This window comes from Kitasatospora sp. NPDC085879, assembly GCF_040686255.1.
Lineage (GTDB): Bacteria > Actinomycetota > Actinomycetes > Streptomycetales > Streptomycetaceae > Kitasatospora.
Window position 1 is genome coordinate 68,866 of record NZ_JBFBJZ010000035.1, and the last position, 24,926, is coordinate 93,791.

The window sequence follows — 24,926 nt, forward strand, 5'->3', positions numbered from 1 at the left end:
CCGGGGCAACCCCCACCCATCGTCACGAATGGAGGTCCGATGCGACCCCGTTTCCTGTCCCGGGGCAGGCCCCGGCGGACGGCGCTCGCCGTCGCGTTCGCCGCGGTGCTCGCCCTCGCGGGCATCGGCGGCACCGCCCGCCAGGCCGTCGCGGCCGACGGACTGATCTCGCAGTCCAGGCCGGTGACCGCCTCGTCCATCGAGAGCCCGAACTTCCCGGCCGGCGCCGTCGTCGACGGCGACCCGACCAGCCGGTGGGCCTCGGCCTGGAGCGATCCGCAGTGGATCCAGATCGACCTCGGCGGCCCGGCGACCGTCAGCAGGGTCGAGCTCGGCTGGGAGGCGGCGTACGCCACGTCCTACCAGCTGCAGACCTCGTCCGACGCCGCCTCCTGGTCGACGATCTACTCGACGACCACCTCGGCCGGCGGCGTCCAGTCGCTCGCCGTCAACGGCACCGGCCGGTACATCCGGCTGAACGCCACCCAGCGGGCCACCCAGTACGGCTACTCGCTGTACGAGTTCAAGGTGTACGGCACCGTCACCACCCCGCAGACCGGCTACATCCCGGCCGATCCCCAGGTGACCGGGGTGACGCCGTCCACGGCCAACCCGCCGCACACCTACTTCCACGAGTTCCAGGCGAACTGCTCGCCGACGCACAACCTCCCGGACGACCCGATCGTCTTCCCCGGGTTGGCGGGCGCGTCGCACCTGCACACCTTCATGGGCAACACCACCACCACGGCGACCTCCACGCCGGCCTCGCTGGCGGCGGGCGGCACCACCTGCCTCGCCCCCGGTGACAAGTCGGCCTACTGGATGCCGACCATGTACAACGGCGCCACCGAGGTCAACCCGGTCGGCCTGCAGACCATCTACTACAAGACGGGGGTGAACGACTACACCTCGGTGCGGCCGTTCCCGCCGGGTCTGCGGTTCGTCGTCGGCAGCCCGTCCGCGACCCGGACGGAGTTCGCCACCAACCCGGGCTACGTGGCCGGCTGGGAGTGCGGCAACAGCTACCACAACACCGACCTGCCGACCTCCTGCCCCGGCGGCGGCGCGGTCAACCTGCGCTACCAGGCCCCCAGTTGCTGGAACGGCCTGTACCTGGACACCCCCGACCACAGGAGCCACATGGCCTACCCGGTCAACGGTGTCTGCCCCTCCACCCACCCGGTGGCGCTCCCGATGATCGAGTTCAAGATGGCGTGGCCGGTGCCCACCGGCGACCTCTCGCAGCTGCGGCTGTCGAGCGGCCGCGGGTACTCCTTCCACTACGACTTCTTCAACGCGTGGGACGCGCCCACCCTGGCGGCCCTGGTGAACCACTGCATCATCGGCGGTCTCCAGTGCAACGCCCGCGGCTACGACGAGACCCAGCCCGGGCGCGGCGCGGCGCTGAACGAGCAGTACCAGCTGCCCTGACGCACGCCGACCGGCCGTCGCCCCCGTCCTCCCTGCTCCCCGGGGAGGGCGGGGGCGCACGGCGTGCGTGAGGTGCGGGCAACTGCGCTGGTGAAGGCCGGGGAACAGGCTGATAGAGCGCTCTCCCGCATGCTATAAAAGGCTCATGAGCGAAGCCCTCCGCCCGGCCGCCCAGCGCTCCGCCACCCTGGAGGACGTCGCCCGGGTCGCCGGCGTCTCCCGCGCCACCGTCTCCCGTGTGATCAACGGCATCCGCAACGTCGACCCGGCGATCCAGGAGTGCGTCCGCCGTGCCGTCGCCACCACCGGGTACGTGCCCAACGGCGCCGCGCGCTCGCTGGTCACCCGCCGGGCCGGCGCCCTCGCCCTGGTCGTCTCCGGCAGCGGCACCGACGGGCAGGACGACGAGGCTGGCCGCACCCAGGTCTTCACCGACCCCTTCTTCGGCCGCGTGGTCAGCGGCGTCTTCACCGGCCTGCGCCCGCACGGCGTCCACCCGGTGCTGATGCTCGCCGACGCCCCGGACGCCCGTGAGCAGGCACTCTCCTACCTGAAACAGGGCAACGCCGACGGCGCCATGGTGGTCTCCACGCACGCCGACGACCCGATGCCCGGGCTGCTGCTCGCGGCCGGCGTGCCCACCGTCCTCTTCGGCCGCCCCGCCGCCCCGCTGCCGGTGAGCTGCGTCGACCTCGCCAACCGGGACGGTGCCCGGCTCGCCGCCGACCACCTGCACGCCCGCGGCCGCCGCAGGGTCGTCACCATCGCCGGGCCGTCCGCCGTGCGCGCGGCCCGTGACCGGCTGGAGGGCTTCCACGAGGCGATGGCCCGCCACGGCCTGCCCTGCCTGCCGCACGCCGAGGCCGACTTCACCCAGGCCGGCGGCGAGCGCGCGATGACCCGGCTGCTCGCAGAACACCCCGACCTCGACGGCGTGTTCGCGGCCAACGACCTGATGGCGCAGGGTGCCGTCGCCGTCCTGCGCGACCACGGCCGGCGGGTGCCGGAGGACGTCGCGGTGGTCGGCTTCGACGACAGCAGCGCGGCCACCGCCGGGCGGCCGCCGCTCACCACCGTCCGGCAGCCGGTGGAGGAGATGGCGGCGGAGATGGCCCGCATCCTGCTGGACGTGGTCGCCCGCCCGGGCCGCCGCGCCACCTCGGTGATCTTCGAGCCGGAGCTGGTCGTCCGCCGGTCCTCGTGACGTCCTGTCGGGCTCATGCGGAATCAAATCCTCCACATCCGTGGGCAAGTTATGGGGATCATGCGCATGAATGTGCGGATCTTGTCGTAGAGTTGGCGCGTACAGATCGATCTTGGGGGGATTGAAGTGCGCCGTGCCGTGCCCGCTGCCGTTCTCGTGCTGGGCCTGGCCTGTCTGACGTCCTGCGGCTCGTCCGGCCCGTCTGCCGACCGGGCACCGGCCGCCGCGGCGTCGGCCGGCACCACCGCGGCCGCCCCCGCCGCCCCCGGCTCCGCCACCCCCGAGGGCTCCGCCGCCCCGAGCGACCCCGGGACACCCGCCGCGGCGGGCGGTGCCCCGGCCGCCGGCGCCACCATCACCGTCGCCTTCGCCGGTGACGTCCACTTCGAGGGCCGCACCGAGTCCCGCCTCGGCGGCGGCCCCGACACCGCCCTCGGCCCGATCTCCCGCACCCTCGCCGCGGCCGACCTCTCGGTGCTCAACCTGGAGACCGCCATCACCGGCCGTGGCGCCCCCGAGCCCAAGACCTACACCTTCCGGACCAGCCCCAAGGCGCTGCAGACACTGCGCGACGCCGGCGTGGACGTGGTCTCGCTGGCCAACAACCACGCCGTGGACTTCGGCGCCGACGGCCTCGCCGACACGCTCGCGGCCAAGGCCTCCTCCCCGATCCCGGTGGTCGGCTTCGGCCGCAACGCCCAGGAGGCGTACGCCCCGTACCTCACCACCGTCAAGGGCGTGAAGGTCGCGGTGCTCGCCGCCAGCCAGGTCCAGGACCTCACCAACCAGAAGTGGCGCGCCGGTTCGGGCAAGGCCGGGATCGCCTCCGCCCTCGACCCGGCGGCCCTCCTGCGCGCCGTCACCGAGGCCAAGCGGCAGGCCCCGGTCGTCCTCGTCTACCTGCACTGGGGCGAGGAGGGGCACACCTGCCCGACCGGAGCCCAGACAGACCTGGCCCGCAAGTTGTCGGCGGCCGGCGCCACCGCGGTGGTCGGCACCCACGCCCACACCATGCTCGGCTCCGGCATGCTCGGCGACACCTATGTCGCCTACGGCTTCGGCAACTTCCTCTGGTACGGGACCTCGAACTACACCGACTCCGACGAGACCGGTGTCACCACCCTCACCCTGACCGGGGACGGCCGCACCGTCGGCGAACGTTTCACCCCGGCCCACATCGACAGGCGCGGTGTCCCCGTCCCGCAGACCGGCGCCGCCGCCACCGCGGCCCAGCACCGCCGCGACCGCCTGCGCGCCTGCACCGGCCTCGCCCCCGCGGCCGTCTCCCGCGACTGACCAGGCACCCACCCCCGCCCGCCCGGGCCCTCGATCGGCCGCGCCCACACACCGGCGCGGCCGCGGGACCGCCGGGACCCGGCATGAGCCGCCCTGAACGCTCACACCGGGTCCCGGCGGCCCGCGCCCGACGGCCGAACACACCACCCCGTCCGGCCGGTTCGGTAGCCTGCCGTCGTGGAAGCGGGAATGAACCCGGACGGCTGGCTGGATGACACCCGGACGTCCTACGACACCGTCGCCGCCGCCTACGCGGAGCAGGTGCGCCACCTCCTGGACGAAACGCCCCACGAGCGTGCCGCGCTGGCCCTGTTCGCCGAGCTGGTGCGCGCCGGGGTCGGCGGGCCGGTCGCCGACCTGGGGTGCGGGCCGGGGCGGATCACGGCCCACCTCCGTCACCTGGGCGTGGACGCCTTCGGGATCGACCTCTCGCCCGGGATGATCGAGGTGGCCCGGCGCGATCACCCCGGTCTCCGGTTCGCCGTCGGCTCCATGACCGACCTCGACCTCGCCGATGCCTCGACGGCGGGCCTGGTCGCCTGGTACTCGCTGATCCACGTCCCCGACGACGGGATCGGCTCCGTCCTGGCACACTTCCGGCGCGTACTGCGGCCCGGCGGGCCGCTGCTGATCGGCTACCACGTCGGCGACGGGCCGCGGCTGAAGACGCAGGGCTACGGCGGGCACCCGATGAAGGTCCGCGTCCATCGCCGGCAGCCCGGCCGGATGATCGGATGGCTCGACGACGCGGGCTTCTCCGTCGAGGCGAACCGGACACTGACCTCGGCCGAGAGCGCGCTCGGCGGCATCATCCTCGCGCGCCGCCCGGCCGACTGATCCACGGTCGGCAGCGGCCGGGCCCGCCCCGGCGGCGCACCCTCACAGGCCGTGCAGGCGCTCGATCTCCCGGCGGTCGCGCTTGGTCGGCCGGCCCGTGCCGCGGTCGCGGACGGCGGACGGCGCCGCGAACTCGCGGGGCGGCGGCGGAGGCGAGTGGTCGACGTAGCACTGCGCCGCGATCTCGGCGCCGACCCGCTTGCGGATCAGCCGGGAGACCACGACGACCCGCTCGCGCCCGTCGAAGCGCAGCCGTACCTCGTCCCCGGCCTTCACCGTCTGGGCCGGCTTGGCCCGTTCCTCGTTCACCCGCACATGCCCGGCCTTGCAGGCCGCCGAGGCCATCGAGCGCGTCTTCAGCAGCCGGACCGACCAGATCCAGCTGTCCACCCGTACCGGGCCCTCGTCCTCTGCCATACCCAGAGCTTAGACACCGCCACCGCGAGTCCGGCTGCGGTGTACGCGGAGACGCCGACGGCGAGAGCGGTGGAGCCGGCGGAACACTCGCACAGCGCGCCGGTTCCGGCACAGCGCGTTAGCCTCATCGGAGGATCGCCTCCACCGGAGGCCCACCCGCCGAAAGGACGCCCGCGGTGTTCGTGCCCGACGAGGAACCCCTGCCCGACTGGTACTCCCACCACGCCGACACACGGCATCCGGTGGGCACCCGGGACGCCTTCGTGATCGGCGAGGCGCCGCGCGGCACCACCCATCCGATCTTCCAGGACGCGCCCCGCCTCGTCGTCGAGTGGGACGGCAGCGCGTGGCAGCCCGTGGCGGTCGCCGACAGCTTCGCCGCGGCCTGCCAGATGATCGCCCAGGACGGCCGGCCCTCGCTGTTCCCGCAGGCACAGAGTCCGCTGCCGCCCGATCGGTCCTCGCGGTGGCGGCCCGGCCCGGATCGCCGTCACGGGGACTGAGCGGCCCGCTACGTCCAACGGGTGGTCGTCGGGGGTCGGTGCGGCCCCGCCGTGCGTGTCCGTACCGCATCGGCGTGACCATGTCCGCTATGAGCCCAGACCGCGCACCGGGGCCGGCCCGGACCCCGTACGAGATCGCCAACGCCGTGGGCGAGGAGATCCGCGTCCTCAACCACCGGACTGCCGCGGGGATCGGGGCCTTCCCCGACCCGTCCAGCGTGCACGACGTGGTGACGGCGCTGCACGCGATCCTCTTCCACCTGCCGCAGGCACTGGCCCAGGCGGCCGCCGGGCTGGCCGCCATCCCGGCGGAGCAGATCAGGGTGGCCCTGCCGGACGGCGACGGCGACACCGCGGCCGCCCGCCAGGCCCGGGTGAGCGAGGAGTTGGCGCGGGCCGCCGAGACGCTGGAGATCGCCCGGGCGCACGTGGCCGCCGCCTCGGCCTTCACCAGTGGCCTGGACCGCACCGTCCCGGTCGTGGACGACGATCCGCTGGACGACCTGGTCGCCGCCTTCCACGACTGACCCGGGGAGCGGAACGGGTCAGTCCTCCGGCAGCGCCGCCACGTAGACCCAGGCGCCGTCCACCCGGACGAAGGTGCTGTGCTCCTCCATGGCCCCGGGCTCGCCCTCGTCCGTGAAGTGCGCCCGGAACCGCACCGTCCCCTCGGTGTGGAACGGGCCGCCCTCGGTCGTGCCCAGGATCTCCAGCCCCGTCCAGTGCAGCCCCGGGTCGAAGTCGATCCGGGGCGGCCTGGTGTCCGGGTGCCAGCTGCGCAGCAGGTACGGGCCGTCCTGGACGGCGAAGGCGCTGTAGCGCGAGCGCATCAGCTGCTCGGCGGTGCCGGCCGCCGCCTCGCCCCGGTGCAGCCGGCCGCAGCAGCCGCCGTAGGGGCCGCCCAGGCCGCACGGGCAGGGGTCGGTGGGGGAGAATCTGGGGTGGCGGCGGCGCTTCGACATGCGCCCCATTCTGCCGGTCGCGCCGCCCGCCCCCGGAACTCGGGGCCCGGTGCTGCAACTGCCCGGCCGCGGCCCACGTCTCTTCGGGTGAGGGATCCAGGCGCGGCCCGAGGAGGCGCATCATGCGACGGTGGATCATGATCCCGATGGCTCTCGTTCTCGCCGGCACCGGTTCGGTGGTGGTACCGGCCGCGGCGTCGGCCACGGCCCCGGCGGTTACCACGACGACCTGCCCGACCGGTTGGGGCAGCCTGCCGAAGGCTGCCACCAGCACCACCGGTCAGCATCCGCTGACGAACATCCGCACGGGTCAGCACCCCTGCTGGGACCGGATGGTGATCGACATCCCCGGCACCTCGCCTTCCGCGCGGGTCGCCTATCACGTGCAGTACGTCCCGAGCCTGGTGCAGGACGGCTCCGGCAAGACCATTCCGGTCGGCGGCGGCGCGATCCTGGAGATCGTGGTCGTGGCGCCGTCCTACGACCCGTCGACCGGTGCGCCGGTCTATCCGGCGAAGGCGGGCCAGGCGCTGCCCGGTGTCAACCTGAGCGGCTACCGCACGTTCAAGGACGCCAAGTTCGGCGGCAGCTTCGAGGGCCAGAGCCAGGTCGGCCTCGGTGTGCGGGCCCGACTGCCGTTCCGGGTCTTCCAGTTGGACAACCGGCTGGTCATCGACGTGGCGCACAGCTGGAACGCCACGATCTGAACCGTTCGGTCCGAACCGAACGATCCGAACCGTACGGGCAGAGCCGTGCGGGCACGGCACGGACGGAACGCGGTGCTCCCCGGTCGGGTGCGGACCCGGCCGGGGAGCGGTGCGTGCGCTACGGGTAGGCCACCAGGTTCGCCACGTTCGACGAGGAGTTGGACGGCCCCCCGGTCGAGTTGATCACGTGGTTGATGGTGCCGGTGCCGCCGAGCGAGACGGTCACCATGTCGTGGAAGCGGACCCCGGAGCGGTTCGGCACCTCGAAGGCGTGCTCAGCCACCACCGACGGGTTGGCGCTGAAGTAGCAGTAACTGCCGAGCCCCCAGGCCTCGTGACTGGTCACCGAGTCGGCGACCTTGTACGCGGGGTAGCCGCGGGTCGAGCCGTTCATCCAGGCGGACTGGTTCGGCGGGTCGTACGGCAGCTCGTTCTGGAAGAAGTACGTGCGCCCGCCGTTGCCGTTCCACACCACCTGGGTCTGCTGGTAGTGCTCGACGAACAGCCCGTACATGGTGACGTTGCCGCCGTTGACGGTCAGGCCGGTGGCGGCGGTGTTGCTCGTCCAGCCGACGCCGCTGCCGTGGTCGGCGCGCCAGATCCACATGTGGTCGCCGATCACGTTGCCGCTGTTCACCACCAGCGACTGGGTGGCCCGGCCGACGCCGGCGCCGCCGACCCGGAAGAACACGTCGTGCAGCGAGGTCGGGTCGGCCGAGTGGTCGGCGGTGGAGCCCGCCGGGCCGACCTGCATCAGCACCGCGGAGTTGGTCGTGCCGGCGTCGATCAGCAGTCCGGCGACCTTCACCCCGTCGACGTCGGCTACGGTCATCGCGGTGACGCCGTTGTCCGGGACGAGGGTGGCGAGGCCCAGGCCCAGCACCACGGTGTCCGCGCGGGTCACGTCGATCGACCGGTCCAGGTGGTACACGCCGGGCGTGAACAGCAGGTTCTTGCCCTGCCCGAGCGCCGCGTTGATGTCGGCCGCGGTGGCGCCGGGCTTGACGACGAAGAACTGGTCGATCGGCAGCGAGCTGCCCTGCTGCGCGCCGCCCGCCCAGCTGGTGCCGCTGCTGTTGCTGCGCAGCGCCGGGACGAACACCTTGTACGCGCCGGCCGGATCCACGTACAGGAACGGCTTCTCGCGAACGACCGGGGTCTGTCCGACCGTGGTGTAGGGCGGGTTGGGGAAGGAGTTCGCCGGGGCGTTGACGTCGCCGACGAAGACCATGTTCCAGTTGGAGCCCGTCCAGCTGCCCCACTGGGCGTTCCGGGAGAGCCACTGCTGCTGGGAGCCGGAGCGGACCTGCCCGTCGATCTTCGAGTCGGCGATGAAGCCGCCGCTGGACCAGCCGCCGTCGTCCAGCTGGAGGTTGCCGCGGACGTGCATCCGCCGGTACGGCGCTGCCTGCGAGACGGCCCAGCGGTCGGTGCCGCCGGTCGGGTTGACCGAGAGGTTCTCGGCGGAGCGCCAGAAGTTCTGGGTGGCGTTGCCCTGGAACCAGTCGGCCTCGGCGTGCACCGCGCCGTTGATCGTCACGTCGTCGGGGGAGAGGCCGAGCCCGGCGACCTGGGTGTAGAAGCCGACGTTGGCGTCCACGCCGTAGCTGCCCGGCTTGAACAGCAGGGCCTGGCGCTGGGCGCCGAACTGGTTGGACTCCTGCTGGGAGAAGACCGAGTTGAGCTTCGCCTGGATCGTCGAGGCGGGCATCGAGGGGTCGAAGACCGTCACGTTGGGCCCGAAGTCCGGGGTGCCGGGCGGGTTCTGGGTGCCGCTGCCGAAGGAGAAGGACTGCGCGGCGGTGCCGTTGCAGGTCCACTGCTGAAGCTGGACGGCGTCCGCGCTGGAGGCGCTGGGCACGTCCAGGCACTTGCCGCTGTTCCGGTTGACGAAGTGGTAGCCGCCGCCGGCCTCGGCGACCGCCTGCCACTGCTGGTTGAGGCCGCCGCCGTACGTCCAGAGCTGGATCCTGGCGCCGTCCGCGGTGGAGACGTCGGTAACGTCGAGGACCTTGGTGGGGTCGTTCTTGGCGTTGATCCGGACGTAGCCGCCGCCGGCGTCCTGGAACTGCCACTGCTGGGCGCCGGTGCCGTTGCAGGCGTACTGCTGGACGGCGGTGCCGTTGGCGGTGGCGGCGGCCGCCGCGTCCGCGCACTTGCCGCTGTGCTGCGCGACGACGGCGGTGAATCCGGTGGGCAGGCCGGCGGCCTGCGCGGCCTGGCCCTGGACCAGCATCACGGCGGTCGACGCCGAGGCGATCAGGCCGATGGCGGTGACCAGCGGGAGGGCCCGCCGGCGGGCGTGCGCCCGCCGGTGTACGGGTGCTGATGGCATGGGTGTGCTCCTCTCGTCGTGCGGGCCGGGTGTCAGGCCGGCAGGGTCCACTGCTGGTTGGCGCCGGCGAAGCAGTCCCAGATCTGCAGCCGGGTGCCGTTGGCGGAGCTGGGCCCGGTGGCGTCCAGGCAGCGGCCGGAGGCGGGGTTCACCAGGGTCCTGTCGGCGCGGGCCTGCCACTGCTGGGCGCCGGTGCCGTTGCAGTCGTAGAGCTGCACCTGGGTGCCGTTGGCGGTGCCGGCGGCGGTGACGTCCAGGCACTTGCCGAGGGCGCGGATCGTGCCGTCGGTGCCGACCGTCCAGGTCTGCGCGGTGGTGCCGTTGCAGTCGTACAGCTGGATCGCGGTGCCGTTGGCGCTGTTCGCGGCCGCGACGTCCACACACTTGCCGCCGTAGCCGGTGATCCGGCCGGTGCGGCCGGCGGGCGGCGGGGTGGTGCCGCCGGTGAGCGCGTCGAAGGTCCTGGTGAACTGGTACGGGGACTGCGGGGTGCCGCTGCACGAGTCGGAGAGCGTCCCGTTGGTGGCGCAGGCCTTGTCGCGGCCGATCGCCCAGAAGGCGAGCTGCTGGATGCCGTGCGAGGCGGCGAAGGACTCCAGGGTGGCGGCGTTGCCGGTGGTGAAGACCTCCGCGGTGGTGTCGTTGACCCCGATCATCGGGGTGTTGCCCTCCATCGCCCACAGCTGGTCGGAGGTCCTGCCCGTCCAGATCTGGCCGAGCTGGGTGTGCAGGCCGTTGGCGGCGTTGACCGCGGCCTGCCCCATGTCCATGGCCGGGCCGTAGTCCATGGTCATGATGTTGACCATGTTGACGTCCAGGCCGCGGCTCTTGGCGTTGTTCAGCAGGCTGATCGAGTTGGACTCCAGGCCGGACGGGCTGACCGGCAGCGTGTAGTTCACCGCGAGCCGCTTGCCCGCCGCCGCGTACTGCTGCTGGAGGGCGGCCAGCGCCTGGTTGCGGCGATCGTTGGCGCCCGTGTCGTTCAGCGCGGAGCCCTCGATGTCGAGGTCGATCCGGGTCAGGTTCAGGGTGTCAACGACCCGCTTGTACTGGGCCTGCAGCGCGGAGACGCTCGTACAGGCCTGGCCGAGCTCGGTGCCGGCCGCGCCGCCGAAGGAGGCGATCACGTCGCCGCCGGCCGAGCGGAGGCCGTTGACCGCACTCTGCCAGGAGGCGTCGGCGATGTTCGTGTTGCCGTTGAAGGTGGCGTTGCAGCTGCCGTCGCTGATCACGAAAGCGAGCGTGAAGTACTTGAGCCCGGTGGCACTGCGCACATCGGCCATCACCGAGGGCGAGTTCCAGGTCTCCAGGTAGGGCGCGGCGAAGTGGGCCGGGAAGCCGGGGCCCGGGTTGGCCGCGGCGGCGGCCGGCGTGCCGCCGGCTATCAGCAGGGCGGCGGCCGTCGCGGGGAGCGCGGCCACCGTCGCCAGGGTGCGGACAAGGGTGCGGATCAAGGCTGTCTCCTCCTGCCCGGACGGTGCGCCCGGGCGTGGTGGGGGTGAGGATCAGGAACCTTTGGGTTCACGAAGTGAACATGACGCAGCGTCCAACAGCCCCGCCGGCAGGGTCGAACGGCCGGAGGGCAGCGCGCCGCGATGGTGCGGACGGATTTCCTTCCGATCCGTCAACAACCGTCCACCGCAGCCGTCTGGTGAAGTGTCACCAGCTCGTCCCGGGTGCGGGGGTCGGGCGGACGAGTCCCGCCGAATTGGTCTGGACCCTTTTTCAGAACGTGAAGTTAGGCCCGTTGAACCAGTCGCGTCAACCCCCGTGCGTACAGAAGCCGAAGGCGGCACTCCCGGTCACGCAGCGTGCCCCGGGGCGCCGACACCCGGGGACCGGTGGAGTATGAGGGGGAGAGGAGACCACGGACGGGGTGAACGAGATGGACGACCGCCGCTTCCCGTTCCTCGACGGCGTCGCCGGGGCGCTGGTCGACGGCAGCGGCACGATCGTCGGCTGCACCAGCGCCGTCGAGGACCTGCTCGCCCTGCCCGCCCGGGCCCTCGTCGGGCGCCCGCTACGCGACCTCCTCGCCGACCCGGACGGCTGGCGCAGCCCCGACGACAGCGGCGCGGGCTGGGACGGCACGGTCACCGTCCGCACCGGCGACGGCCGCCCGCTCAACCTCGACGTCCGCGTCCTCACCCTGCACGGCGGCAACCCCGCCGACCCGGCCGCCACCCGGCAGGTCGTCCTCGGCGCCAAGTCCTCCACCGTCGCCCGGTGGCGCCAGGACCAGGCCTTCACCCGCGAACTCTTCCTCCAGGACCGCTTCGGCCTCGCCGTCTTCGACACCGACCTGCAGATCGTCCGCACCAACACCCACCTGCTGCCCTACAGCGGTGTGCCGCCCACCCTCACCGGCCTCAAACTCGCCGACTTCCTCCAGCCCGAGGACGCGGTCAGCCTGGAGGCCCACCTGCGGCACGTCCTGGAGACCGGACAACCACTGGTCCTCGCCGAAGGGCTGGCCCGCACCGTCGTCGACCCCCGCAGCGGCCGGATGATGGCCATCTCCGCCTTTCGCCTGCAGGACCACGAAGGTGCGGTCATCGGCCTCACCGTGCTGTTCACCGACATCACCGAACAGCACCGCTCCCGGCAGCGCCTCGCCCTGCTGCACCGGGTCACCGCCGCCGCCGGCAGCTCACTCTCCGTGACCGACACCGCCGAGGGCCTCGCCAAGGCGCTCGTCCCCGCCCTCGCCGACGTGGCCGTGGTCGACATCGCCGCCGCCGTCTTCACCGGCGACGAACCCGCCCCCGACCCCACCGGACGCCTGCTGCTGCGCCGCACCGCCGTGGCCGGCCCGCCCGAGTCCGCGCCCGCCACCGGCGACACCGTCCTCGTCCGGGCCGACGGCACCCCCGACCGCGGCACCGCCGCCGAGGCCGCGCACGACTGGGAGATCACCGCGCCGCTGGCGGCCCGCGGCATCGTGCTCGGCCAGGTCACCAGCCGCCGCGACCGCTGGAAGGACCGCTACGAGGAGGGCGACCGGCTGCTGCTCGCCGAGATCGCCGCCCGCGCCGCCCTCGCCGTCGACAACGCCCGCCGCTACACCCGCGAGCACCGCGCCGCCGTCGGCCTCCAGCGCAGCCTGCTGCCGCCCGCCGTCCGCACCGTCGCCGCGGTCTCGACCGCCAGCGTCTACCTGCCCACCGACAGCGCCGGCGGGGTCGGCGGCGACTGGTTCGACGTCATCCCGCTCTCCTCCGCCCGGGTCGCCCTGGTCGTCGGCGACGTCGCCGGCCACGGTCTGCAGGCCACCGCGACCATGGGCCGGCTGCGCACCGCCGTCCGCACCCTCGCCGACCTCGACCTCGAACCCGACGAACTGCTCGTCCACCTCGACGACCTGGTCTCCCAGCTCCTCTTCGAGGGGGACTTCACCGGCGACGCCGAGGACATCGAGGACCCCGACCACGCGGGCCCGGTGGTCCCGGCCGACTCCGACCGCGCCGGACGGCGGCAGCGGCCCGAACCCGGCTCCGTCGGCGCGACCTGCCTGTACGCCGTCTACGACCCCGTGACCCGGGCGTGCACCGTCGCCAGCGCCGGCCACCCACCGCCCGCCGTCGCCGCCCGCGACGGCACCGCGCACTTCCTGCCCGTCACCCCCGGCCCGCCGCTCGGCGTCGGCGGCCTGCCCTTCGAGGCCACCGAGAGCCTCCTCGACCCCGGCAGCGTCCTCGCGCTCTACACCGACGGCCTGATCGAACGCGGCGAGGGCGACATCGACGAGGGCATGGCTGAGATCCAGCGGCGGCTGGCCGTGGTCGCCCGCGAGGACCGCCCGCTGCGCGAAGCGGCCGTGCAACTCGTCGCCGGGCTCCCGCCGACCCGGCTGCGCGACGACGTCACCCTGCTGCTCGCCCGCACCCGGGCCGTACCCGCCGAGTCCACCGCCGCCTGGTCCGTCGAACCCGACCCGGCCGCGGTCGCGCAGGTCCGCGCCGACGCCACCGCCCGGCTCGCCGCCTGGGGCCTGGACGACCTCGCCTTCACCACCGAACTCGTGCTCAGCGAACTGGTCACCAACGCCATCCGCTACGCCGGTGGACCGGTCGGCGTCCGGCTGATCCGCGCCGACACCCTGACCTGCGAGGTGTCCGACGGCAGCAGCACCCAGCCGCGGATGCGCCGCGCCCGGCTCACCGACGAGGGCGGCCGCGGCCTCTACCTGGTCGCCCAGCTGACCGACCGCTGGGGCAGCCGCTACACCTCCGCCGGCAAGACCATCTGGACGGAACAGGAACTGCCGTCCGGCTCCTGACGATCTTCTCAGCGGCACGGCGCACCCTATGGCGCCGCCCTCACCGGAGGGTGCTCCGCAGGAACTCCCTGTTCAGCGCCGAGATCGCCGACAGCGGGATGCCCTTGGGGCAGGCCGTGGCGCACTCGCCGGTGTTGGTGCAGCCGCCGAAGTCCTCCGCGTCCATCGCCCCGACCATGCCGCGCACCCGGCTCGACCGCTCCGGCGCGCCCTGCGGCAGCAGGTTGAGGTGGACCACCTTCGCCGCCGTGAACAGCATCGCCGAGCCGTTCGGGCAGGCCGCCACGCAGGCACCGCAGCCGATGCAGGCCGCGTGCTCGAAGGCCGCGTCCGCCGCCTCCTTGGGCACCGGCGTGGCGTGCGCCTCCGGCGCGCTGCCGGTCGGCGCGGTGATGTAGCCGCCCGCGCCGATCACCCGGTCCAGCGCCGTGCGGTCCACCACCAGGTCCTTGACGACCGGGAAGGCCGCCGCCCGCCACGGTTCCACGTCCACCGTGGCGCCGTCCTCGAAGTGCCGCATGTGCAGCTGGCAGGTGGTGGTCGGCTGCGGGCCGTGCGCCTGCCCGTCGATGACCATGCCGCAGGCGCCGCAGATGCCCTCGCGGCAGTCGTGGTCGAAGGCGACCGGCTCCTCGCCGCGCAGCACCAGCGTCTCGTTGAGGGTGTCCAGCATCTCCAGGAAGGACATGTCCGGGCTGATCTCGCCGACCTGGTACGTGGTGAATCCGCCGGGCTCGTCCGGACCGGCCTGCCGCCAGATCCGCAGGGTGAGGTTCATGCGTAGCTCCGCTGGGTGGGGTGGACGTACTCGAAGTCGAGCTGCTCGCGGTGCAGCACGGGAGCCCGGCCGGTGCCGGTGAACTCCCAGGCGGCGGCGTACGAGAAGGCCTCGTCGTCGCGGAGCGCCTCGCCCTGCTCGGTGCGGCTCTCCTCGCGGAAGTGCCCGCCGCAGGACTCGGTGCGGTGCAGCGCGTCCAGGCACATCAGCTCGGCCAGTTCGAGGTGGTCGGCGACCCGGTTCGCCTTCTCCAGCTGCTGGTTGAGGCTGTCGCCGCTGCCGGGCACGGTGACCCGCCGCCAGAACTCCTCGCGCAGCGCCGGGATCCGGACGAGCGCCCGCCGCAGCCCGGCGTCGGTGCGGGCCATCCCGCACTCGTCCCACATGATCCGGCCGAGCTCGCGGTGGAAGGACTCGGGGGTGCGGTCGCCGCGCACCGCCAGCAGCCGGGCCAGCCGGTCCGTCACCTCCTGCCGGACGCTCTCGACCTGCGGGTCCTGCGGTTCCAACGGCTGCACGGGGTGCCGCGCCAGGTAGTCGTTGACGGCGGGCGGCAGCACGAAGTAGCCGTCCGCGAGGCCCTGCATCAGGGCGCTCGCGCCGAGCCGGTTGGCGCCGTGGTCCGAGAAGTTGGCCTCGCCGATCGCGAACAGCCCCGGCACCGTGGTCTGCAGGTCGTAGTCCACCCAGAGCCCGCCCATGGTGTAGTGCACCGCGGGGTAGATCCGCATCGGCACCCGGTACGGGTCCTCGGCGGTGATCCGCTCGTACATCTCGAAGAGGTTGCCGTAGCGGGCGGAGACGGTGTCCCGGCCCAACCGGGCGACGGCGTCCGCGAAGTCCAGGTACACGCCCTGCCCGCCCGGCCCGACGCCCCGGCCCTCGTCGCAGACCGCCTTCGCGGCGCGGGAGGCGATGTCGCGGGGCACCAGGTTGCCGAAGGACGGGTACATCCGCTCCAGGTAGTAGTCCCGTTCGGACTCGGGGATGTCCGCGGGCGGGCGGGTGTCCCCGGCCGCCTTCGGCACCCAGATCCGGCCGTCGTTGCGCAGCGACTCGCTCATCAGCGTGAGCTTCGACTGGTGGTCGCCCGAGCGCGGGATGCACGTCGGGTGGATCTGGGTGAAGCACGGGTTGCCGAAGTACGCGCCGCGCCGGTGCGCCCGCCAGACGGCGGTGGCGTTGGAGTTCTTGGCGTTGGTCGACAGGTGGAAGACGTTGCCGTAGCCGCCGGTGGCCAGCACCACGGCGTCCGCGAGGTGGGTGGTCACCTCCCCGGTGACCAGGTCCCGGGCGACGATGCCGCGGGCCCGGCCGCCGGCCACCACCAGGTCGAGCATCTCGGTGCGCGGGTGCATCTCCACCCCGCCGCCCGCGATCTGCCGCGACAGCGCCTGGTAGGCGCCGAGCAGCAGCTGCTGGCCGGTCTGGCCACGGGCGTAGAAGGTGCGCTGCACCTGGACGCCGCCGAACGAGCGGGTGTCCAGCAGCCCGCCGTACTCACGGGCGAACGGCACGCCCTGCGCCACGCACTGGTCGATGATCTCCACCGAGATCTGTGCCAGCCGGTGCACGTTGGACTCCCGCGCGCGGAAGTCGCCGCCCTTCACGGTGTCGTAGAAGAGCCGGCGCACGCTGTCGCCGTCGTTGCGGTAGTTCTTCGCCGCGTTGATGCCGCCCTGTGCGGCGATCGAGTGGGCCCGGCGCGGCGAATCCTGGAAGCAGAACTGCACCACCCGGTAGCCCTGTTCGGCTAGCGTGGCCCCGGCCGAGGCGCCGGCCAGGCCGGTGCCGACCACGATCACGGTGTGCCTGCGCCGGTTCGCCGGGTTGACCAGCTTCGCCTCGAACCGGCGCTGGTCCCACCGCTGTTCGATCGGCCCGGCCGGCGCCTTCGTGTCGGCGATCGGCGCGCCGACGGTGTAGTCGAGGTACGGGGTCACTTCACCGCTCCGATCATCACGGCCACCGGCACGGCGAGGAAGCCGGCCGTCAGCACCAGCGCCAGCAGGTTCGCCGTCGCCTTCAACACGCGGTCCCGGCGGGCGTTGTTGAGGCCCAGGGTCTGCGCGGCGCTCCAGAAGCCGTGCCGCACGTGCAGCCCGACGGCGAGCATCGCCACGATGTAGATCCCGCCGCCGTACCAGGTCGAGAAGGACGCCACCACGTTCTGGTACGGGTGGCCCTCCTCGGCCCGCGGGTTCACGGTCAGCGTCGTGAGGTCGAGGATGTGCCAGACGATGAACAGCGCCAGGATCACCCCGCCCCAGCGCATCGTCCGGGTCGCGTAGCTCGCCCGGGCCCGCCGCCGCGCGTACTTCTGCGGCCGCGCCGCGAGGTCGCGCCGGCTCAGCTGGTACGCGGCGACGCCGTGCGCCACCACCGAGGCGAGCAGGACCACCCGGGCGATCCACAGGAACCACGCGTGCCCGAGGAACGGCTGCCCCACGGTGCGCAACCACGCCGCGTAGCCGTTGAGGTCGTCCGGCCCGAAGAAGATCTTCAGATTGCCGAGCATGTGCGCCACCAGGTACAGCAGCATCACCGCGCCGGAGGCGGCCATCACCGCCTTCTTGCCGATCGTCGAACCCCACAGCACCGCCAGGGCGTGCCGCGGCCGACGCGTTCCAGTCGCCAGAGCCATGCGCTCCACGCTAGGAACCGCACCCACCTCACGTCCAAGACATGAGTGGGCTCATCACCATAGGATATGGCTATCGAAAATTGGGGGCTCTCCCCCCAGCCTTCGGCCGGGAGGTACCCCACGCGCCCCTGGGGCGACCCTTAGGTTGGCACTGTGCAACTCCAGCAGCTCCGCTACTTCACCGCCGTCGCCGAGCTCGGCAACTTCACCCGGGCCGCCGAGCGGCTGCATGTCGCGCAGCCCTCGCTCTCCCAGCAGATCAAGGCGCTGGAACGGGAGTTGGGCGCCGAGCTGCTGCACCGCAGCCGCGGCGCCACCACTCCCACGGACGCCGGCCAGGCCCTGCTGCCGCTCGCGCGGCGCATCCTCGCCGACACCGACAGTGCCCGGCTCGCCGTCCAGGAGACGGTGCAGCTGCGCCGCGGCCGGGTCCGGCTGGGTGCGCCGCCGAGCCTGTGCGTCAGCCTGCTGCCGGACGTGCTCGGCGCGTTCCGGGCCCGGTTCCCCGGCGTCGACCTGCAGATCAGCGAGGGCGGTTCCGGCGATCTGGTCGCCGCCCTGGACGCCGGCGAGCTCGACCTCGCCCTGATCGTCTCGTCGAGCCCCGGCGGCACCCTGGCCGGGCTGGACGTCACCCCGCTGCTGCACGAGGACCTGGTCCTGGTCTCTGCCGAGCCGCTGCCCCAGCAGGCCGTCCCGGTGGGGGAGTTGCGGGAGAGACCGCTGGTGATGTTCCGCGAGGGCTACGCACTGCGCGACGCCACCCTGGCGGCCTGCCGGGAGGCCGGCTTCGAGCCGCGCTTCGCCGTCGAGGGCGGCGAGATGGACGCCGTGCTCGGCTTCGTCCGGGCCGGCCTCGGCCCCGCCGTCGTGCCCGCCATGGTCGCGGCCCGCTCCGGCCTGCCCACCACCCGCTTCACCGGCGCCGGCCTCGGCCGGACGATCTCGCTCGCGCACGGCCGCGACATCCCGCTCGGTCGGGCCGCCGACCGGATGCGCGCCACCGTCGCCGAACGGCTCACCGCACAGGCTCGGCGCGGCGAGCTGCCGGAAGGTACCCGGCTGCTCGCCGCGCCGTGAGCGCCGGCGGCTGCGGTCAGCAGATCCGCGGCAGCTGCTCGCCCACCGGCAGGTCGACGACCCGGGTGCCGCCGAGCGCGGTCCGGGCCACCACCATGCCGGGGTGGTCGGCGACGCACTCGCCGATCACGGCCGCGCCCGCGCCGAGCGGGTGCGCCCGCATCGCCTCCAGCACCGCGTCGGCGTGCTGCCGCGGCACGAAGGCGACCAGCTTGCCCTCGTTGGCGACGTACATCGGGTCCAGGCCGAGGATCGCGCAGGCGTTGGCGACCTCCGGCGGCACCGGGATGTTCCGCTCCTGCACGGCCACCCCGACGCCGGAGGCCGCGGCGATCTCGTTGAGCGAGGCGCCGAGGCCGCCGCGGGTGGGGTCGCGCAGCACGTGGAGGTCCGGGGTGACGGCGAGCATCGCCTGCACGAGGCCGCCGAGCGGGGCGCAGTCGCTCCGCACGTCCACGCCGAACTCCAGGCCCTCCCGGACGCTCATCACGGCCACGCCGTGCAGCCCGATCGGCCCGCTGACGATCACCACGTCGCCCGACTCGGCACGCTGCGGACGCAGGTCGACCCCGGCCGGGATCAGCCCGATGCCCGCCGTGTTGAGGTAGATCCCGTCGCCGCGGCCGGCCTCGACCACCTTGGTGTCGCCGGTGGCCACCTCGACCCCGGCGGCCCGGGCGGCCGCGCCGAGCGCCTGCGCCACCCGGGCCACCTCGGCGGTCTCCACCCCCTCCTCCAGGATGAACCCGCAGGACAGGTAGGCGGCCGTGGCGCCGCTCATCGCCAGGTCGTTGACGGTGCCGTTGACCGCCAGATCGCCGATGCTGCCGCCGGGGAAGAACAGCGGGCGCACCACGTACGAGTCGGTGGAGAAGGCGAGTCGCACCCCGCCGAGGGTGACGGCCGCGGAGTCGCCGAGGGCGGCCAGCACCGGGCCGCCGAACGCGGGTGCGAAGACGTGCTCGACCAGTTCGGCGGAGAGCGCCCCGCCGCCGCCGTGCCCCATCACCACCCGCGGGTGGTCGCGCAGCGGCAGCGGGCAGCTCCAGTTCTCGAAGTCGGGTGCGGTGAGGGCGGTGGTGTCAGGCAACGGGGCTCGCCTCCAGCGGGGCGGCGGGCGCGGCGGGCACGCCCAGGCGGCGGTACAGGTAGTAGGCGGCGCAGGCGCCCTCGCTGGAGACCATGGTCGCGCCCAGCGGGTTGCGCGGCGTGCAGACGGTGCCGAAGGCCTCGCACTCGTGCGGCTTCAGGAGGCCCTGCAGCACCTCGCCGGCCCGGCAGGCCGCGGGTTCGCAGGTGTTCACGTCGCCCACGTCGAAGCGGTGTTCGGCGTCGTAGGCCCGGTAGCGGGCCGAGAGCCGCCAGCCGCTCTGCGGGATGGTGCCGATGCCGCGCCAGGCGCGGTCGGTGGTCTCGAAGACGTCGGCGAGCATGGCCTGCGCCGCCGGGTTGCCCTCGCTCCGCACCGCGCGGGGGTAGGCGTTGTCCACCGTGTGCTCGCCGCGCTCCAGTTGGCGCACGGTGCGACGGATGCCCTCCAGGATGTCCAGCGGCTCGAAGCCGGTGACCACGATCGGCACCTTGAACCGCTCGGCCAGCTCCGGGTATTCGGCCGTTCCCATCACCGAGCAGACGTGCCCGGCGGCGAGGAACCCCTGCACCCGGCAGTCCGGCGACTGCATGATCGCCTCGATCGCCGGGGGCACCCGCACGTGCGAGACCAGCAGGCTGAAGTTGTCGATGCCGCGCTTCTTCGCCTGGTACACCGTCATGGCGTTCGGCGGGGCGGTGGTCTCGAAGCCGATGCCGAAGAAGACCACCTGCTTCTCCGGGTTCTGCTCGGCGACCCGCAGCGCGTCCAGCGGCGAGTAGACGACCCGCACGTCACCGCCCTCGCTGCGGACCCGGAACAGGTCCTTGTCGGTGCCGGGCACCCGCAGCATGTCGCCGAAGGAGCAGAAGACCACCTCGGGACGTGAGGCGATCTCCAGCGCCTTGTCGATCACCTCCAGCGGGGTGACGCACACCGGGCACCCAGGCCCGTGGATCAGCTCCAGCCCCTCGGGCAGCAGTTGGTCGATCCCGTGCCGGATGATGGTGTGCGTCTGGCCGCCGCAGACCTCCATCAGCGCCCACGGCCGGGTGACCGTCGCGCGGATGTCGTCGAGCAGCCGCCGGGCCAGCTCCGGGTTCTGGAACTCCTCCAGGTACTTCACTTGGCCTCCGCCTCCTTCGGGGCGCCCGCGGCAGCCTCCCACGGGTCACCGAACTCCTCCTGCAGCAGACCGAGTTCCGCGAAGAGCTCGAGCGTGCGGCGGGCCGACTCCTCGTCCAGACGCTGCAGCGCGAACCCCACGTGCACGATCGCGTACTCACCGACCGCCAGGTCCGGCAGGTACTCCAGGCACACGTCCTTGACCACGCCGCCGAAGTCCACGACGGCCATCCGGGTGCCGTCGCGCTCCTCGATCTCCATCACCCTGCCGGGCACCGCCAAGCACATCGGATGCTCCTCGTTCGTCGTCCGGGGGCGGGTGCGCCCCCGCCGTTCAGCTGCCGGTCCGGCCGGCCACCACCAGTTGGCCGAGCGCCAGACCGCCGTCGTTGGGCGGCACCAGCCGGTGCCGCAGCACGGTGAACCCGGCCGACCGCAGCCGGTGCAGGCAGTCCGCGGTGAGCAGCGCGTTGCCGAACACCCCGCCGGTGAGCGCCGCGGTGCCGAGGCCGGTCCGCTCGCGGGCAGCCACGCACAGCCGCTCCACCAGGGCGGCCACCGCGGCGTGGAAGCGCCGGGCGACCACGCCCGCGGGCACGCCCGCCGCCAGATCGGCCACCGCCGCGGCCAGCACCGGGCCGGGATCGGCCACCAGCACGCCCGCGTCCTCGCCCGTCCCGAACCGGTACGGTTCGCCGCCCTCGTCCTCCGCCGCCAGTGCGGCGGCCTCCAGCTCCACGGCGGCCTGGGCCTCGTAGCCGGCCCGGTGGCAGACCCCGGCGAGCGAGGAGACGGCGTCGAACAGCCGTCCCATGCTGGAGGTCGGGACGCAGTTCAGGCCGCGCGCCAACTGCTGCCGCAGCACGGCGAGTTCGTCGGGCGGGCAGGCCGCGGTGCAGGGCAGGCCCGGCGCCCAGGGCAGGCCGGCCGCGTACAGGTGGGCGAGCGCCATCCGGTACGGCCGTTCCACCGCGGCGTCCCCGCCGGGCAGCGGCACGTAGCCGAGCCGGGCGAACCGCTCGAAGCCGTCGTAGTCGGCGAGCAGGACCTCGCCGCCCCACACCGCGCCGTCCTCGCCGTAGCCGGTGCCGTCGAAGGCGACGCCGATGACCCGCCCGGTGCCGTCCAGCCCGTGCTCGGCCATCGCGGAGGCCACGTGCGCGTGGTGGTGCTGCACGGTGCGCACCTCCCGCCCGCCGGCCTCGCGGCGCGCCCACAGCGCGGAGCGGTAGCGGGGGTGCCGGTCGGCGGCCAGCAGTTCCGGCCGCACCCCGGTGACGGCCGCCAACTGGCGTACCGCGCGGCCGAATCCGGCAAGGGTCGCGAGGTCGTCCATGTCGCCGACGTGCCCGGACGGCCAGGCCGTGCGGCCCTCGGCCAGGGCGAAGGTGTTCTTCAGGTCCCCGCCGACGGCGAGTACCGGGCGGACCTCGACCGGCAGCGGCACGGGCAGCGGCGCGTACCCGCGCGAGCGCCGCACCGGCAGCGGCTCGCCGTCCACCACCCGCACCACCGAGTCGTCGCAGGGCACGTGGATCGGCCGGTCGTGCGCCAACCAGCCGTCCACCAGCGGCGCGAGCCGGTCCAGTGCCTCGGCGTCGTCGGTGACGATGGGCTCGCCGGAGAGGTTGCCGCTGGTCATCACCAGCACCCGCGGCCCTACCGGATCGCCGGGCAGGCCGAGCAGCAGCCGGTGCAGCGGCGTGTACGGCAGCATGACCCCGAGGTCGGGGCAGCGCGGAGCGACACCCTCGGCGACACCGGGCGTGTCCGGACGGCGGCGCAGCAGCACGATCGGCCGGGCGGCCGACTCCAGGACGGCTTGTTCCGCCTCGCCGATCCGGGCCAGGGCGGCCGCCTCGGCGAGCGAACCGGCCATCACGGCAAAGGGCTTGTCGCCGCGCCGCTTGCGCCGCCGCAGTTCTGCGACGGCCGCGTCGCTGCCGGCGTCGCAGGCCAGGTGGTAGCCGCCGATGCCCTTGACGGCGAGCACCGCGCCCTCGGCGAGCAGCCTGCGGGCGCACTCCAGGGCGTCGGGGCCGTCGAGTTCGGGCCGTCCGGGCACGGTGAGCGAGAGCCTGGGCCCGCAGGCGTGGCAGCAGATCGGCTGGGCGTGGAAGCGCCGGTCGGCCGGGTCGGTGTACTCGCGGCGGCAGTCCGCACACATCGGGAAGCCGGCCATGGTGGTGGCGGCGCGGTCGTAGGGCAGCGCGGTGACGATGGTGAACCGCGGCCCGCAGTTGGTGCAGGTGATGAACGGGTGGCGGTGGCGCCGGTCGGCCGGGTCGGCGAGTTCGGCCAGGCAGTCCGCGCAGGTGGCGGTGTCGGGCGGGATGAGGGTGCGGCTGCCGCCTCCGCCGGTGGACGGCACGATGGCGAATCCGCCGTCGCCGGTGGCCTCGATCATCTCGTGCAGGACCGAGACGACCCGGGCCAGTGGCGGTGCGTCGCCCGCGATCCGCCGGCAGAAGGCATCGACGGCCTCCGGCAGGCCCTCCACCTCGGCGAGCACCCCCTCGCCGGTGTTGGTGACGTGCCCGGCGAGCCGCAGTTCCGCGGCGAGAGCGTGCACGAACGGGCGGAAGCCCACGCCCTGCACGATCCCGCCGACCCGCACCCGCCGCCGCTCGACGACGGCCGCTTGCGGCGCGGCGGTCACGAGACGGCCGGCGGCAGCGCCGGGTCCCGGTGCGGGTGCCGGTGCGGGGGCCCGTGGTCGTGCCCGTTCCCGTGGTCGTGCTCGTTCCCGTGCGCATGGTCGTGGCCGGGCGGCCCGTGGTGGTGCCCGGTGGACGGTACGCCCATCACCGGGTGGTGCACCGCGCCGCCCGCCAGCACCGCGCAGGCCCGATCCAGCAGCAGGCCGACGCCCTGCCCGGTGCGCGCCGAGGTGAAGACCACCTCGACTCCCGGGTTCACCCGCTCGATGTTGGCGAGGAAGGACGACTCGTCGAAGTCGACGGCGTCCGCGAGGTCCGCCTTCGTCACCACGACCAGGTTCGCCAGCCCGAACGCCGTCGGGTACTTCAGCGGCTTGTCCTCGCCCTCGGTCACCGAGGCCAGCGCCACCCGCAGGTCCTCCCCGAGGTCGTACGAGGCGGGGCAGACCAGGTTGCCGACGTTCTCCACGAACAGCAGCCGGGTGGACTCGGGCAGCCAGCCGTCCAGGTGGCGGGCGAGCATCGCCGCCTCCAGGTGGCAGAGCCCGTCGGTCAGCACCTGCTTCACCGGGGCGCCCGAACGGGCGAGGCGCAGCGCGTCGTTCTCGGTGGCGAGGTCGGCGGTGAGCGCGGCCGCGGCGATCCCGCGCTGTCCGGCGAGTACCAACTCGGCCTCCAGCAGGGCGGTCTTGCCGCTGCCGGGGCTGGAGAGCAGGTTCACCGTGACGGTGCCGCGGGCGGCCAGCGCCTCGCGCAGCTCCCGGGCGGCGTCCTCGTTTCTGGCGAGCACGGCCTGCTGGAGGTCGATGACTCGGCACATGGCGTCAGCCTTCCTGGTCGGCGTACACCGGACGGTCCGCCCAGCGGACGCTGCGGATCTGCAGCTCCCGTCCGGTCAGGAGCTCGGTGGCCGCGCCGTCGCCGCAGGCCGGGCAGCCCAGTTCGGGTGGCATCCCGACGGCCCATCCGGTGCCGCAGGCGCCGCACCGGGCGTGCGCCGGGACCGGCTCGACGACCAGTTCGGCGCCCTCCAGGGCCGTTCCGGAGCAGGCCAGTCCGAAGCAGAAGTGCAGTGAGTCCGGTACCACTCCGGCGAGTTCGCCGACCTGTAGCAGCACCGCCTCGACCCGGCCCGAGCCCTCGGGGGCGGCCTGGACCACCTGGTCCACCACGGCCATCGCGATCGACATCTCGTGCATCGGCACCCCGTTCCGCGGCTGGAGGCGGTGACCGGACGGTCGGGGACCATTACAGGCCGCGGCCCGGGGGTGCCGGGTGCGCCGCGCCGTGGGCGCGGCGCGCACTACGCCATTCGCAGCACCGGCCGCGCCTCACATCTGCCGGATCTTCAGGTAGCGCTTGATGTCCGGCAGGCTCTGCACGAAGACGGCCGCGGCGGCGGCGCCGAGCAGGACGATCAGGAACTTGCGCATGAGGGTGCCTCTCTGTCGGTGGTGTCGCGTGGGTCGGAGTCGGCGGTCGGCCGGTGCGCGGCCGCACGTTCGGCGGCGGGGCCGGCGGCGGGGCCGGCGGCGGGGCCGGCCGGCCCCCCCGCGCGCAGCCGGGGGACCACCGCCA

Annotated in this window: 21 protein-coding genes and 2 pseudogenes; 10 read left to right on the forward strand and 13 right to left on the reverse strand. The window is 73.5% G+C overall.

Translation table 11 applies throughout. The features are described 5' to 3' along the window. Positions 1 to 39: 39 nt before the first annotated feature. The 5 genes and pseudogenes from AB0P35_RS25315 to AB0P35_RS25335 form a co-directional block, all read left to right on the forward strand. Positions 40 to 510, forward strand: a pseudogene (locus AB0P35_RS25315) (discoidin domain-containing protein); the annotation flags it as partial. 48 nt (positions 511 to 558) lie between these two features. Continuing rightward, positions 559 to 1,431 (forward strand): annotated as a pseudogene (locus AB0P35_RS25320) (DUF1996 domain-containing protein); the annotation flags it as partial. Positions 1,432 to 1,576: 145 nt separating this feature from the next. After that, positions 1,577 to 2,635, forward strand: a complete 1,059-nt coding sequence (locus tag AB0P35_RS25325; protein ID WP_363514612.1) for a LacI family DNA-binding transcriptional regulator — start codon at positions 1,577 to 1,579, stop codon at positions 2,633 to 2,635. A gap of 138 nt (positions 2,636 to 2,773) precedes the next feature. Continuing rightward, positions 2,774 to 3,931: a CapA family protein gene (locus tag AB0P35_RS25330; protein ID WP_363514615.1), complete on the forward strand. Its 1,158-nt coding sequence runs from the start codon at positions 2,774 to 2,776 to the stop codon at positions 3,929 to 3,931. Between the two features lie 189 nt (positions 3,932 to 4,120). Then, positions 4,121 to 4,768 (forward strand): class I SAM-dependent methyltransferase, encoded by a 648-nt coding sequence (locus tag AB0P35_RS25335; protein WP_363514661.1) that lies wholly within the window; start codon positions 4,121 to 4,123, stop codon positions 4,766 to 4,768. 42 nt (positions 4,769 to 4,810) lie between these two features. Here the strand turns inward: AB0P35_RS25335 and AB0P35_RS25340 are convergent, their stop codons facing one another. Further along, a complete protein-coding gene (locus tag AB0P35_RS25340) occupies positions 4,811 to 5,185 on the reverse strand; it encodes an RNA-binding S4 domain-containing protein (RefSeq protein ID WP_095875996.1) in 375 nt (124 codons plus the stop codon). 176 nt (positions 5,186 to 5,361) lie between these two features. Here AB0P35_RS25340 and AB0P35_RS25345 point away from each other — a divergent pair, with 176 nt between their 5' ends. Beyond that, positions 5,362 to 5,688, forward strand: a complete 327-nt coding sequence (locus AB0P35_RS25345; RefSeq protein WP_095875995.1) for a DUF6087 family protein — start codon at positions 5,362 to 5,364, stop codon at positions 5,686 to 5,688. Positions 5,689 to 5,777: 89 nt separating this feature from the next. Next, positions 5,778 to 6,215 carry a hypothetical protein gene (locus AB0P35_RS25350; RefSeq protein WP_363514620.1) on the forward strand — a complete coding sequence of 146 codons (438 nt, stop codon included), beginning with the start codon at positions 5,778 to 5,780 and terminating at the stop codon, positions 6,213 to 6,215. Positions 6,216 to 6,233: 18 nt separating this feature from the next. Here the strand turns inward: AB0P35_RS25350 and AB0P35_RS25355 are convergent, their stop codons facing one another. Next, on the reverse strand, positions 6,234 to 6,659 hold the full coding sequence (locus AB0P35_RS25355) for a YchJ family protein (RefSeq protein ID WP_363514623.1): 426 nt from the start codon (positions 6,657 to 6,659) through the stop codon (positions 6,234 to 6,236). A gap of 113 nt (positions 6,660 to 6,772) precedes the next feature. Here AB0P35_RS25355 and AB0P35_RS25360 point away from each other — a divergent pair, with 113 nt between their 5' ends. Continuing rightward, positions 6,773 to 7,357, forward strand: coding sequence for a hypothetical protein (locus AB0P35_RS25360; protein WP_095875992.1), 585 nt, complete (start codon positions 6,773 to 6,775; stop codon positions 7,355 to 7,357). Positions 7,358 to 7,475: 118 nt separating this feature from the next. Here AB0P35_RS25360 and AB0P35_RS25365 read toward each other — a convergent pair whose 3' ends face one another. Then, on the reverse strand, positions 7,476 to 9,593 hold the full coding sequence (locus AB0P35_RS25365; protein WP_363514664.1) for an RICIN domain-containing protein: 2,118 nt from the start codon (positions 9,591 to 9,593) through the stop codon (positions 7,476 to 7,478). Positions 9,594 to 9,724: 131 nt separating this feature from the next. Beyond that, positions 9,725 to 11,146, reverse strand: coding sequence for a ricin-type beta-trefoil lectin domain protein (locus tag AB0P35_RS25370; RefSeq protein WP_363514626.1), 1,422 nt, complete (start codon positions 11,144 to 11,146; stop codon positions 9,725 to 9,727). A 431-nt stretch (positions 11,147 to 11,577) separates the two neighbouring features. On the opposite strand from AB0P35_RS25370, the gene AB0P35_RS25375 reads away from it, so the two are divergent. After that, positions 11,578 to 13,971 carry a SpoIIE family protein phosphatase gene (locus AB0P35_RS25375; RefSeq protein ID WP_363514667.1) on the forward strand — a complete coding sequence of 798 codons (2,394 nt, stop codon included), beginning with the start codon at positions 11,578 to 11,580 and terminating at the stop codon, positions 13,969 to 13,971. Positions 13,972 to 14,011: 40 nt separating this feature from the next. Here the strand turns inward: AB0P35_RS25375 and AB0P35_RS25380 are convergent, their stop codons facing one another. Genes AB0P35_RS25380 through AB0P35_RS25390 form a run of 3 tightly spaced genes read right to left on the reverse strand, consistent with a single transcriptional unit; the run spans position 14,012 to position 17,393 of the window. Next, positions 14,012 to 14,749, reverse strand: coding sequence for a succinate dehydrogenase/fumarate reductase iron-sulfur subunit (locus AB0P35_RS25380; protein WP_095875991.1), 738 nt, complete (start codon positions 14,747 to 14,749; stop codon positions 14,012 to 14,014). Then, positions 14,746 to 16,692, reverse strand: a complete 1,947-nt coding sequence (locus AB0P35_RS25385) for a fumarate reductase/succinate dehydrogenase flavoprotein subunit (protein WP_363514630.1) — start codon at positions 16,690 to 16,692, stop codon at positions 14,746 to 14,748. Before AB0P35_RS25385 ends, AB0P35_RS25380 begins: the two co-directional genes overlap by 4 nt. After that, positions 16,689 to 17,393: a succinate dehydrogenase cytochrome b subunit gene (locus AB0P35_RS25390; protein WP_095875989.1), complete on the reverse strand. Its 705-nt coding sequence runs from the start codon at positions 17,391 to 17,393 to the stop codon at positions 16,689 to 16,691. Before AB0P35_RS25390 ends, AB0P35_RS25385 begins: the two co-directional genes overlap by 4 nt. A 153-nt stretch (positions 17,394 to 17,546) precedes the next feature. Here AB0P35_RS25390 and AB0P35_RS25395 point away from each other — a divergent pair, with 153 nt between their 5' ends. Then, on the forward strand, positions 17,547 to 18,473 hold the full coding sequence (locus AB0P35_RS25395; protein WP_363514633.1) for a LysR substrate-binding domain-containing protein: 927 nt from the start codon (positions 17,547 to 17,549) through the stop codon (positions 18,471 to 18,473). A 16-nt stretch (positions 18,474 to 18,489) separates the two neighbouring features. Here AB0P35_RS25395 and hypE read toward each other — a convergent pair whose 3' ends face one another. The 6 genes from hypE to AB0P35_RS25425 are packed head-to-tail and all read right to left on the reverse strand — an operon-like array spanning position 18,490 to position 24,547. Then, positions 18,490 to 19,563: a hydrogenase expression/formation protein HypE gene (hypE, locus tag AB0P35_RS25400; protein WP_363514636.1), complete on the reverse strand. Its 1,074-nt coding sequence runs from the start codon at positions 19,561 to 19,563 to the stop codon at positions 18,490 to 18,492. Further along, positions 19,556 to 20,689, reverse strand: a complete 1,134-nt coding sequence (hypD, locus tag AB0P35_RS25405) for a hydrogenase formation protein HypD (protein ID WP_095875987.1) — start codon at positions 20,687 to 20,689, stop codon at positions 19,556 to 19,558. Before hypD ends, hypE begins: the two co-directional genes overlap by 8 nt. Next, on the reverse strand, positions 20,686 to 20,976 hold the full coding sequence (locus tag AB0P35_RS25410) for a HypC/HybG/HupF family hydrogenase formation chaperone (protein ID WP_095875986.1): 291 nt from the start codon (positions 20,974 to 20,976) through the stop codon (positions 20,686 to 20,688). The genes hypD and AB0P35_RS25410 overlap by 4 nt, the downstream gene beginning before the upstream one ends. A gap of 46 nt (positions 20,977 to 21,022) precedes the next feature. Next, complete coding sequence (hypF, locus tag AB0P35_RS25415; protein ID WP_363514640.1) at positions 21,023 to 23,347, reverse strand: carbamoyltransferase HypF; 2,325 nt, start codon at positions 23,345 to 23,347, stop codon at positions 21,023 to 21,025. Further along, positions 23,344 to 24,168, reverse strand: a complete 825-nt coding sequence (gene hypB, locus AB0P35_RS25420) for a hydrogenase nickel incorporation protein HypB (protein WP_363514643.1) — start codon at positions 24,166 to 24,168, stop codon at positions 23,344 to 23,346. The genes hypF and hypB overlap by 4 nt, the downstream gene beginning before the upstream one ends. A 4-nt stretch (positions 24,169 to 24,172) precedes the next feature. Next, on the reverse strand, positions 24,173 to 24,547 hold the full coding sequence (locus tag AB0P35_RS25425; protein WP_363514646.1) for a hydrogenase maturation nickel metallochaperone HypA: 375 nt from the start codon (positions 24,545 to 24,547) through the stop codon (positions 24,173 to 24,175). Positions 24,548 to 24,926: the final 379 nt, after the last annotated feature.

Excerpts from the sequence above, each read along its gene's own strand:
- AB0P35_RS25425 (WP_363514646.1), bottom strand. The coding sequence starts at position 24,547 with ATGCACGAGATGTCGATCGCGATGGCCGTGGTGGACCAGGTGGTCCAG.
- AB0P35_RS25340 (WP_095875996.1), bottom strand. The coding sequence starts at position 5,185 with ATGGCAGAGGACGAGGGCCCGGTACGGGTGGACAGCTGGATCTGGTCG.
- AB0P35_RS25375 (WP_363514667.1), top strand. The coding sequence starts at position 11,578 with ATGGACGACCGCCGCTTCCCGTTCCTCGACGGCGTCGCCGGGGCGCTG.
- AB0P35_RS25410 (WP_095875986.1), bottom strand. The coding sequence starts at position 20,976 with ATGTGCTTGGCGGTGCCCGGCAGGGTGATGGAGATCGAGGAGCGCGAC.
- AB0P35_RS25380 (WP_095875991.1), bottom strand. The coding sequence starts at position 14,749 with ATGAACCTCACCCTGCGGATCTGGCGGCAGGCCGGTCCGGACGAGCCC.
- AB0P35_RS25355 (WP_363514623.1), bottom strand. The coding sequence starts at position 6,659 with ATGGGGCGCATGTCGAAGCGCCGCCGCCACCCCAGATTCTCCCCCACC.
- AB0P35_RS25335 (WP_363514661.1), top strand. The coding sequence starts at position 4,121 with ATGAACCCGGACGGCTGGCTGGATGACACCCGGACGTCCTACGACACC.
- AB0P35_RS25365 (WP_363514664.1), bottom strand. The coding sequence starts at position 9,593 with ATGCTGGTCCAGGGCCAGGCCGCGCAGGCCGCCGGCCTGCCCACCGGA.
- AB0P35_RS25360 (WP_095875992.1), top strand. The coding sequence starts at position 6,773 with ATGCGACGGTGGATCATGATCCCGATGGCTCTCGTTCTCGCCGGCACC.
- hypB (WP_363514643.1), bottom strand. The coding sequence starts at position 24,168 with ATGTGCCGAGTCATCGACCTCCAGCAGGCCGTGCTCGCCAGAAACGAG.
- AB0P35_RS25350 (WP_363514620.1), top strand. The coding sequence starts at position 5,778 with ATGAGCCCAGACCGCGCACCGGGGCCGGCCCGGACCCCGTACGAGATC.
- AB0P35_RS25390 (WP_095875989.1), bottom strand. The coding sequence starts at position 17,393 with ATGGCTCTGGCGACTGGAACGCGTCGGCCGCGGCACGCCCTGGCGGTG.
- AB0P35_RS25325 (WP_363514612.1), top strand. The coding sequence starts at position 1,577 with ATGAGCGAAGCCCTCCGCCCGGCCGCCCAGCGCTCCGCCACCCTGGAG.